Source organism: Lysinibacillus parviboronicapiens (assembly GCF_003049575.1).
Lineage (GTDB): Bacteria > Bacillota > Bacilli > Bacillales_A > Planococcaceae > Lysinibacillus > Lysinibacillus parviboronicapiens.
Window position 1 is genome coordinate 187,700 of sequence record NZ_PYWI01000004.1, and the last position, 10,270, is coordinate 197,969.

Below are 10,270 nucleotides of genomic sequence, written 5' to 3' on the forward strand. Positions count from 1 at the left end.
CGCTTCCCTCCTTCTCACGTAAGATTGGGTGGTGCATAGCGTATCGCAATATTTTTCATTTGCGTGTAATTTCTTAATGCGACAAAGCCTTTTTCACGACCTATGCCACTCTTTTTATAGCCACCAAATGGCATTTGAATCCCACCGGCCGCCCCATAATTATTGACGAACACTTGTCCAGCCTTGACGCGACTTGCCACATAATGTGCCGTATCCAAATCCTTTGACCACACACCTGCCACTAAGCCATAGTCGGTACTGTTTGCTAAAGTAATCGCTTCTTCGACTGTTGTAAAAGTCAAAACGGTTAATACCGGTCCGAAAATTTCCTCCTGTGCAAGCGCATGGTTGGCATCCACACCATCTAGGATTGTCGGCTCTATATAATAGCCGTTCTCATAACCCGCAATGGTCAATGTTTTGCCGCCTGTGATGACATAGCCATCGTCTTTCGCCTGTTGTAATAGGGCTGAAATCTTGCTATATTGACGCTCATTTAAAAGTGGCCCCATATCAACATCCGCTTCACCTGGTCCGACTGTTAATGCTTGAAATTTCTCCACTAACTGAGCGATAAACGACTCTTTTGCGCGCTCTTCAATGAGTAAGCGCGCGCCCGCTGAGCAAGTTTGCCCTGCATTTTGAATGATGGCGCGTAGTACCCCCTCCACAGCCTGTTCCATCGACGCATCTGCAAAGACAATGTTTGGCGATTTCCCGCCCAACTCTAATGTCACAGGTACAACATTTTCGGCTGCCGCTTTCATGACAGCAATACCTGTAGGAACTGACCCTGTAAAGGTAATATGATTAATATCAGGATGAGCTGTTAAATATGGACCTACATCACGCCCTAATCCCGTAATATGTTGAAAAATACCTTTTGGCAATTTATCGGCAAACCATTCGGTCATAGCATGTGTCGTCAATGGCGTATCTTCTGCACTCTTGACAATCACCGCATTGCCCGTTGCAATCGCAGCAGCCACACTTCTTGCTGTAATTTGAATCGGATAGTTCCACGGCACGATATGTACAGTAATTCCTACCGGTTCTAGCACGACCGCATTTAAAAGTCCATCTTCAATCGGAATCGTATCACCCATAATCTTATCGGCAGCACCACCATAAAACTCAAAATAACGCGCTGCCGCTTCTATATCTGCACGAGCCTGTGTCAATGGTTTCCCCACATCGCGACATTCCAGCAAACTCCATTCCTCGGCATGCAAGCGGATATAGCGCGCGCACGCTACGAGAAGTTGACCACGTTCAAACGCCTTGACCTGACGCCACTCTTCACTTTCAAACGCCGAACGCGCAGCTCGTACCGCCTCATTTACCTGTGCTTCACTGGCGTTAATGATTTGTGCAAGTACCTCACCTGTAGACGGATTCGTGACATGTAATATCTCTTCACCGTCTGCGTGAACCCACTCACCATTGATAAACATTGGAATCTTTTGCATGTTACCCCTCCTATAAGCCTCGGCCTCCGTCGACATGTAAAGTCGTCCCGGTCACCATGCTGGCCCCATCTGATAATAAGTAACTAACTGCACCGGCAATATCATTTGGATCGATTAAGCGCCCAAGAGGTACCGATTGGACAAAGACATCCTGCTTCGTTTGTTCCACATCTGCGCCATGTGCTGTAAACTGTGATAGCATCTGTGTATCAGCTGGCCCTGGATGAATCGTATTAACACGAATTTGGTAGGCGGCAAGCTCGATAGCCATCCCTCTTGTAAAGCTTTCAGCCGCTCCTTTCGAAGCAATATATGCTTGTAAACCTGGCCGTGGGCGCACCGCGGAAATCGACGCAATCGTTACAATTGACCCTTTTTTTCGCTCCTTCATATAGGGCACAATCGCTTTCGTCGTAATAAATAAACTTTTGACATTGACGTCCATTAAACGATTCCACTCATCCATTGAAACTTCCTCAATCGGTGTTGCGGCCTGTGCAATGCCCAGCGCATTGACGAGTCCGTCTATCCGTCCATAGGTGTCATACACTTCCTTAAAAACGGCCTGAATGCGGTCCTCCTGCAAGACGTTTGCTTCATATGTTTGCAAATTTTCATGCGCGAGCTCGGCAAGTGAGGCCACCGATAAATCTAGCCCCACAACAATATTGCCCTGTGCGAGTTGGTGTTGCAGAATAGCCTTCCCCATGCCACCCCCAGCACCTGTCACAATCATAACTTGTTGCACTACTGCCATATTACACACCCCTTGCTACTAATTTCATGTTGGCAATTTCCTGACAAATCGCATCACCCATTTGAACGGTTGACGCCTGTCCGCCAATATCCGCTGTTTTCACAACGCCTTCTGTTAATACCGTTTCAATCGCCGTCACAATAAGATCCTCCGCGTCTGGTCTTCCAATATGACCTAGCAATAAAGCCAGAGACCAAATTTGCGCAATTGGATTGGCGATTCCTTTTCCGGCAATATCAGGTGCGGAGCCATGTACAGGCTCAAACATAGATGGGAACTCTTTTTCTGGATTTAAGTTGGCAGATGGTGACAGCCCAAGTCCACCGACTATTGCAGACCCTAAATCCGATAAAATATCGCCAAATAAATTCGAAGCAACGACCACTTCAAAATCTTGTGGCCGTTCAACGAAGTACGCCACTAGCGCATCAATATAAATAGACTCCAAAGTTAATGCTGGTGAAGTTTGCGCAAGGATGTTTTGCGTATGCTCATCCCAAAACTTCATCGAATGGATAATGGCATTTGATTTTGTGGCACTCGTAATTTTTGACTTGCCGTATTTATGGGCATAATCGCAGGCTGCTTGTACAATTTTTTCAATGCCAATGCGGGTCATAATTGTATTCTGAATGGTCATTTCCTGTGGTTGGTTAAGATAAATACGGCCACCACTATTAGAATATTCCCCTTCCGCATTCTCTCGGAAAATAACAAAATCTATATCCTTGCCTTTCGCAAGAGGTGAGGCAATACCCGGTAACGCCTTAATCGGCCGAAAATTCACGTATTGTTGGAATTGTTTGCGAATCGGCATGATTAATTCCCATACTGTGACATCATCAGGTACACGCGCATCACCAATAGCACCAAACAATATCGCATCATAGCCCTTTAATGTAGCGAGGGCATCTTGTGGCATCATGCAACCATGCTGCATGTAATAATCTGAGCTCCATGGGAAAACCGTTGTTTCTATTTGTAGCGATGAATCTCGCTGCTGAAGTTGACTAAGGACTTTCAATGCTTCTGCCATCACTTCCTTGCCAATGCCATCACCTGGAATAACCGCGATTTTTATTGGTTTGCCCATCATGCATCACCTGCTAAAAATTTTAATGCCGCTAAGCGATAAATCGCCGTTGTTTCGGCTAGTTCTTCAATATCGACATACTCATCAATTTGGTGTGGGATTTCACGATCACCCGCCCCAATTGTCACGATTGGTACGCCATGCACATGGAGAAATGTACCATCTGTTGCTCCAGGCACACCGTTGTAAATCGGCTCTTTTTCCGTCACTTGTGCAACGGCCTCGTAAATGGCCTGGACAACAGGCTCTTCTTTAGCGGTTGCTGTCGCTGGACGATTATCTAGCACTGTAAGCTCCGCCTTAAAGTCAGCATCATCTGCTTGCAATCGTTTAATAATGGCCTCAATCTTCCCCAGCAACTCATCATGATCCTGCGCTGGCACGGTCCGAATATCCAGCGTTGTCATACAGTGATCAGGAATGACATTAATTTGCGCATCCCCTTTCACGGGTGCGCGTAAAATTGTCGGCGTAATCGACGGCCAGTTTAACATCGGATCACGCCCTAGACGTGCCTGTTCTTCTTTTTCTAATTTTTCAAGCTCAACAATAAAGCGAGCCATTCGCCAGTTAGGATTAATGCCACTCCAAGAAATCGCTCCATGCGCCATTTTGCCAAAAATATCAACCTTTAAGCGAATAGCTCCCCGTTGTGCGATACAGACATTGTTTTCTTGAGGCTCACAAATAATCGCTCCGTCTACCCCATCTGCCCAGCCCTTTTTAATAAAGTCTTTAATCCCGAGCATAAGCCCTTCTTCATCACACGGTATACATAAAATAATCTTGCCTGTAAATTCCTCCTGATCCAGTAACAATGACTGACAAGCTGTAATCATACATGCAAGATTTCCTTTTGTATCATTGGTGCCACGCCCATACATCCGACCATCAACCATTTCCGCACCGAATGGATCATATGTCCATGCTTCACGATTCCCTTCTGTTACAACATCTGTATGTCCTTCGAATAATAAGGTCTTACCGGGCTTACCCGAATCGATAATACCAATCACATTCGGTCTTCCCGGTACAACTTCCTCCACATGGGTTTCAATGCCAATATCTCGTAAATACTGTGCTACCGTATTGGCCATTTCTTGTTCATTGCCAGTGGGATCATTTTCACGAAATACACTATCAATTTTTACGAGTCTTTGTGTTAACGCAATCACCGTTTCTCGATCACGTACATAGGATTCCGTTGTCTTCAAGCTTGTTACTGTCATTCATAAGCCCCCCTCATTTTAAAGAATATTCAGAATTCATTTTATTTTAACATTGTCTATTTACCAATATATTAGACAATATGTTAATAAATCATAGAATCCTATTAACTTTTTGTTTAATCGAAAATCGCTACTTTACGACGAAATATTCTATAAATAACAGAATTTCTTTTAGCAGTCGTCGGAACTACTGGGCGGTTCTGCTCCTGACCTTAGCTGTAATGATGATAGGCACATAAAAAACAAATATAATAAGGAAATAAAGAAGACCACCCATCGTGAACTGCACCCCAATTGTTAGACACAATCTAACAATTGGGTGCAGTTCATCACACGTAGTGGTCTTTTTCCAATGCTAATCATTAGTTAAATTACGTTAGAAGTAATTGTAATTAATTTAATCCCAATATTTATCCATTAAAGATATTGACCAATTTGGCTGTTTCACATCTCCTTTTGGTAAGAACTCTTTCATTACAGGTTTTATATCAATAATAGGAGTTCCGTCTATCGCATCTAATCCTTTAACAATTAATGATCTTTGTTTTATATCTATTAGTTCTACAATAGTTACCCCCAATTTATTGGGTCGATTTTTTCCTCTTTGTGCAAAAATGCCAACCTCGGGATAATTTTTATTGTTTCTAGGATGTCTTGCTTCGTACTGAATTTTTTCATTATCAACCTTATCTAAATAAAAAATGATTTCCAAGTGGGAAAATTCGTCAATACCCTTTAAAGATAATTCATTAATATTTTCCGTAAGTTCAATTGTTGATATGATTGTACCCCAATTATCATCCTCGATTTCTTTTCTATTATTATTTACAATCGCTACTGGCTGTATAGAATACTGCATAATCAACTCTCCTCAAATTAGGACTTTATTTTTAGAATTCCCACAAAAAAGTCATTCTCCTTGAATTTGTTCACCTACTCATATTAAGAAGAGAATTAAACAACCTTATACAATAAAATCCTTGTTAAACTAACCTGCTCTGTTAGTAAAAAAGCGTCTTCACTTGTTGTAGAAAACGCCCCTTTAGTTTGAATAAGTGGTTTTTTAGATCGTTTCCAAAATCTCTTTTGACATTTCACCTAGTTCTTCTGCGTGTTCAACAGGTGTTTCAGCCACTCTTTTTAAATACTCTTTTAACTGAACTCTTGACTCTACTGGCAATTCGATAACCAAAAAGTGCAAAACAAACCACTTCCAGCTATTATCATCTGAAGATAAAACATCTTGCACCTGTGGGACAATTCTTCCGGAAAAGTTAAAAGTAATCCTAATACACTTGGTGCCACAGCCCCAATTCATATCTTGAATCCATTCGAGGAGATTAGGCAGCAAAGGTAATATTTTATCTCTATTTAAAGGCTTTGCAAGAGTGGTTGTTCTTTTTAATTAACTATCTCATTTCTATCTTCATGATAATATATGGAATACAAATCATTTAATGTAACTTTACCAAATGCAAAATCCACCACATTTCTCTCAACTAAAAAAGATGTAAGCGTACTTAATAAACTTGCTTCAGAACTTGGTAAATGTATTAGGGACATTCCGTTTGTAAGTGTTTGAAGTTTTATATTTGGAAATAGCTCGCAAAGTTGTTTTTGAGTGTTATCTTCCATGTTTTTTACTCGAATAGTTTTAATATGCGCTTGACTAAAACCTTGGATTACTTGATTGGTATCAACTAGCTTTCCTTTATTAAATAAGAAAATTCGGTCTGCATATTTCTCTAAATTATCAAGTAAATGGGAGGCAATAATAATAATCTTACCTTCCGCCTTTTTCTTTAATAATATTTTCGAAATAATTTCTACATTATTTGGATCAAGTCCGTTCATTACTTCGTCCATCATCATAATTTCCGTATTTGTGACAATTTGCATTGCAAAGCATAGACGTTGGCGCATACCAAGTGAATACGTGCCGGTTTTTTTATTCACATAATGCCCCATATTTAATGCTTCGATTGTTTCATCAATCAGTTTTAAATCGGTTTGCCACATTGTTGCAAACATTTTTAAATGCTCTCGCCCACTTAAGTGATTATACAAATCACTTTGGTCTGGCATCATCGACACGATTTTATGAATTTTTACTTCATTTGATTTATTCGAGTAACATAGACCATCCTTAAATACTACCTTTCCTTTCATAGGTTTCACATAATTCATTAACACATTCATAAATGTTGATTTTCCCGTTCCATTTGGTGCAACAAGCCCGATCATTTGACCTTGCTCAAATGTCATTGAAATATCATTTAACACTTTATTTCCCCCAAATTGCACGGTAATATTTTGCAGCTCAATCACCTTTACCCCCCCTATTTAATTAGCTTATATCGCCTATTCAATGAAATAAGTATCATTAAAAAAATGACAACCCCTGCTAGTCCAAGTAACAGCTGGAGTCCTAAAGTAAAATCTAAATGTTCGTTCATATAATAAAAATTTCGCCTTTTTGAAATAATTTGACCTACTTGAATGTAAGATGTCGGATAGTATTGAACGTCCCAAAAATAGCCGACGTAACGGCTGGAATAAAAATTCTCGCCAAAAATAAGGAGCAAGCCAACAACGAAATTTACCATCTCACTGCGGAATATAATACTGCATAACAGCACAATGTTGATAATGACGATAAACCAGGTGAAAAGCAAAATTAAGGATTGTTCTAAAAACGTACCTAATATCATCATTTCAAATTTACCTTCCACACGCCAATCGAGATGAGCTACATACACAGGAGATGGTAAATTAAAATTCCCAAAACCGGATTGTAAGCCTATGATAAAGATGCCAACTATAAGCGGTACAAATAATCCCACGCTACCTAGTAGTGCAACTAACATTTTCACAAGTAGCTTTTTCCAATCACTAATTGGAAATCCCTTTAAAATAGATCGATGACGTTGATCTTTTTTAACAATATCAATTGATAAAAGAAGTACACAGACAATTAAAATAATTGGAAGTACTCCCTTTAATAAGCGTTCGAACGTTTGAAGAGCTGTTCGTTGTTCAAAAATTTCCAATGATAACTCATAATCTGCTTTCGAATAAGTATCATAACGGACAACCTGCTCTAAATAGGCGTAGAAAGCATCATCTTCTGCATACTTGTTATTTTTTATAAAATACTTTGAATTATATGAAAATGCTTCATTTCTATATGTAATCGAATTCGTAAAGTAGTACCAATCGCGAGTTACATCTGCATATTTTTTTAAATCCCCCTCATCTAATGCATCTAATCTTTTTTTATCTACAGGGTTAACTTCCTTAAATATTTCAATAGCATAAATAACGGAAGGATGAACATCATTTAAATCTTGCCCCTCCATATGGTCTAAAAATTCCTGACGTGTTAAATAGCGCGCCTCAATTTCTTCATATTCAACACTTTCAATCGGATTGTAAGTTGGCGCTATTTTAAATACATAAAAAAAGGTTGCAAAAGCAAGCAAAAAATATATTGCTAAGTTTTTTTTATTCGTAAAAAACTGCTTGAATTCAAATTTAAAATAACTCCACATGCTTATAATACCTCCCCTATGCCCTACTGATTTTTCCTGTTGTGAAAAATGTTTTAATCACGAATAACATTAAAATAATACTTATACATATCATGATTAAGCCTAAACTCATAGTAATATCAACAGGCTTCGCTAAATCTAATGGGAAGCCTCGTAAAATATCATTGAAGTTCATGAAATTAAAAGGATTATAGGGGATTAAACTAATAAGAGATGGAAAAATCATCGGTAAAAAGAATAAAATAAAGTGTACAAATAATGTTAAATACATATTTTTCAGTAACACATTTAAAATAATCGACAACAGCATTACAAAAATTGAAATTACCATCATATAACCAACGCTCATAGCAATATATTGACTCGTAGATATTAATGTGGCCTTTCCTACATATATCCCTACAGGCTCTAATGGGTTTCCAAGTCCATTTATGATCCACAATGGAATTGCACAAATAAAAATGAGCAAAATGCTTGTAACTATGGATAAAAAAGCAATAATGCATTTAGATAAAATATAGTAATCAAATCGGACAGGAAAGCCCTGAATTATACTGGCATGCTCAAAGTCATCAAGTAAAATAGAACTTGTATGGAAGCTAATAAATATGTACCAGCCTGCTCCAATGTGTACAAAGAAAAATAATAAAAACGGCATGTACTGAAATAAATCGGAAATTGTATCCTTTCCCTCATCAATCATCCTCTTAAAATACAGATAGTCCATAGAATTTTGCAATTTAGAAGGTAATAATTCTGCAACATTTTCATAACCTTCTAATTCGAATGCCTCTTGCCTTAGTTCTGCGAGTTGAAGTGAAGTCTCATAATACATAGATTGTTTGTCCATCGTTAATGCTGCTATTTGTAAAGCAATATGGCTTTTTTGTTTTACTAAATTTTTATATAAGTCGCTTCCGTCTCCTGTTTCTAAAGCATCTTTAACTTGAAACTTGGAAAGTATAACTTGTGCTGAATAATAATCACCCTTTTTCTCGACAATTTGATTACCAATGGCTTGTGCATTTATATAAAACATAAAGCCAAAAACGATAATAACAACAGCGACTAGTACGACTAAGTTTTTCCGATTCGCTCGCTCAATAACTAGACCCACTTTTAAAGCTCTTAGCACCTTCATCCTCCTCACTTTTCAATCAAAGCATTTACAGTAATATAATAAGATATTATGAATATTTTTACAATTCTTACATTTCAAAGATTTCAATATAAAGTTTGTATATTTCGAAGGAAAAGATATTCATTTGGAGGGGTTTCAATTAACTTCTTTTTGAAAGCAATAATCGCTGGCGATGATGTGCCGATGGTAGCCACCTTACGATTTGTACCTTCACCAGCTCCCCAATAAGAACTGTTGTCTTTAAATCATTGTCAGCATCCTCATAATTAGTGTCAGCGCATAGCATTACTAATTCTTCAAGGAGTACATCATCTTCAGGTGCACCCACTTTCCACTTTAGCTTGCGTTGAATTTCACGTTGTTTCTTCTGTAGTTTCCTAACTTTTTCATCTGTATAAAAACTGACATACTCACGTCCACAGTTAGGACAGTTGAAGTTTGTCTTTCTTTAGGTGTTTCACATAGAAAATTTGCCCACATGACTTGTTACACTTGGCATAGATTGGTTCCATGTTATTCACTACCTTCCAATCGTGTCGGTACTTCTTCATCATTCATTGAGTCAATCCTATCCAGTTCATCAGCCAATGCTCCTGCATGCTTTGAGATTGCTCGTAACTTCTGTTGAACTCTATCTGTGCTCATCCCTACTTCAACGGTAATGCCTTTTACTTCTGTCATTGTTTATCCCTCCACAATTCATAGTTAATTGCATAATAAAAAGCCCACACTCAAATGAATGCAGACTTTTATTGCAAGATGTAAGGTGAGACATACAAGGATTTGCACCTTGTATGGTAAATTTCGTGGTATCTCATTTCTGCCCAATATTGCTGAAGCTTCAGCACCCTTTTACCGAGAGCCATTAGCCTACACCGCTACATTGCATCAGGCGTTGATGTTTCGATGGTTTCACCGTTGTTACAAATAAGAAGTTTAGCTTTAAACTCTATACTTGTTGAGAGTTTCTGCAACATACTTAATTCATTAGCCAACTTTTCTATTTCAACCAATCCCTCACTTTGTAATT

General features: G+C 38.7%; 10 protein-coding genes and 1 pseudogene. All 11 read right to left on the reverse strand.

Annotated elements, in window-relative coordinates:
• Positions 1-14 precede the first annotated feature (14 nt).
• The 11 genes and pseudogenes from C9J35_RS06400 to C9J35_RS23530 all read right to left on the reverse strand — a co-directional run bounded on the left by C9J35_RS06400 (position 15) and on the right by C9J35_RS23530 (position 9,921).
• Entirely contained in the window at positions 15-1,469 is a 1,455-nt protein-coding gene (locus C9J35_RS06400) for an aldehyde dehydrogenase family protein (RefSeq protein WP_054768139.1), read from the reverse strand.
• Positions 1,470-1,479: 10 nt separating this feature from the next.
• Positions 1,480-2,226, reverse strand: a complete 747-nt coding sequence (locus C9J35_RS06405) for an SDR family NAD(P)-dependent oxidoreductase (RefSeq protein ID WP_107923859.1) — start codon at positions 2,224-2,226, stop codon at positions 1,480-1,482.
• A 1-nt stretch (position 2,227) separates the two neighbouring features.
• Positions 2,228-3,322 carry a tartrate dehydrogenase gene (locus C9J35_RS06410; RefSeq protein WP_438941201.1) on the reverse strand — a complete coding sequence of 365 codons (1,095 nt, stop codon included), beginning with the start codon at positions 3,320-3,322 and terminating at the stop codon, positions 2,228-2,230.
• Positions 3,319-4,548 carry a M20 family metallopeptidase gene (locus C9J35_RS06415; protein WP_054768137.1) on the reverse strand — a complete coding sequence of 410 codons (1,230 nt, stop codon included), beginning with the start codon at positions 4,546-4,548 and terminating at the stop codon, positions 3,319-3,321. Before C9J35_RS06415 ends, C9J35_RS06410 begins: the two co-directional genes overlap by 4 nt.
• A 397-nt stretch (positions 4,549-4,945) precedes the next feature.
• A complete protein-coding gene (locus tag C9J35_RS06420) occupies positions 4,946-5,407 on the reverse strand; it encodes an SAM-dependent methyltransferase (protein WP_107923860.1) in 462 nt (153 codons plus the stop codon).
• A gap of 204 nt (positions 5,408-5,611) precedes the next feature.
• A pseudogene (locus tag C9J35_RS06425) lies at positions 5,612-5,917 on the reverse strand (DUF5071 domain-containing protein); the annotation flags it as partial.
• 32 nt (positions 5,918-5,949) lie between these two features.
• Positions 5,950-6,876: an ABC transporter ATP-binding protein gene (locus C9J35_RS06430; RefSeq protein ID WP_107923861.1), complete on the reverse strand. Its 927-nt coding sequence runs from the start codon at positions 6,874-6,876 to the stop codon at positions 5,950-5,952.
• 11 nt (positions 6,877-6,887) lie between these two features.
• On the reverse strand, positions 6,888-8,099 hold the full coding sequence (locus C9J35_RS06435; RefSeq protein WP_107923862.1) for an ABC transporter permease: 1,212 nt from the start codon (positions 8,097-8,099) through the stop codon (positions 6,888-6,890).
• Positions 8,100-8,115: 16 nt separating this feature from the next.
• On the reverse strand, positions 8,116-9,240 hold the full coding sequence (locus tag C9J35_RS06440) for an ABC transporter (protein ID WP_201262048.1): 1,125 nt from the start codon (positions 9,238-9,240) through the stop codon (positions 8,116-8,118).
• Positions 9,241-9,379: 139 nt separating this feature from the next.
• Positions 9,380-9,568 carry a hypothetical protein gene (locus tag C9J35_RS06445; protein WP_054768135.1) on the reverse strand — a complete coding sequence of 63 codons (189 nt, stop codon included), beginning with the start codon at positions 9,566-9,568 and terminating at the stop codon, positions 9,380-9,382.
• A gap of 185 nt (positions 9,569-9,753) precedes the next feature.
• Entirely contained in the window at positions 9,754-9,921 is a 168-nt protein-coding gene (locus C9J35_RS23530; protein WP_167395930.1) for a hypothetical protein, read from the reverse strand.
• Positions 9,922-10,270 lie beyond the last annotated feature (349 nt).

Bases quoted from the DNA above. Each gene is read 5' to 3' on its own strand.
- C9J35_RS23530 (WP_167395930.1), bottom strand. From the start codon at position 9,921: ATGACAGAAGTAAAAGGCATTACCGTTGAAGTAGGGATGAGCACAGAT.
- C9J35_RS06405 (WP_107923859.1), bottom strand. From the start codon at position 2,226: ATGGCAGTAGTGCAACAAGTTATGATTGTGACAGGTGCTGGGGGTGGC.
- C9J35_RS06415 (WP_054768137.1), bottom strand. From the start codon at position 4,548: ATGACAGTAACAAGCTTGAAGACAACGGAATCCTATGTACGTGATCGA.
- C9J35_RS06420 (WP_107923860.1), bottom strand. From the start codon at position 5,407: ATGCAGTATTCTATACAGCCAGTAGCGATTGTAAATAATAATAGAAAA.
- C9J35_RS06400 (WP_054768139.1), bottom strand. From the start codon at position 1,469: ATGCAAAAGATTCCAATGTTTATCAATGGTGAGTGGGTTCACGCAGAC.
- C9J35_RS06435 (WP_107923862.1), bottom strand. From the start codon at position 8,099: ATGTGGAGTTATTTTAAATTTGAATTCAAGCAGTTTTTTACGAATAAA.
- C9J35_RS06410 (WP_438941201.1), bottom strand. From the start codon at position 3,322: ATGATGGGCAAACCAATAAAAATCGCGGTTATTCCAGGTGATGGCATT.
- C9J35_RS06440 (WP_201262048.1), bottom strand. From the start codon at position 9,240: ATGAAGGTGCTAAGAGCTTTAAAAGTGGGTCTAGTTATTGAGCGAGCG.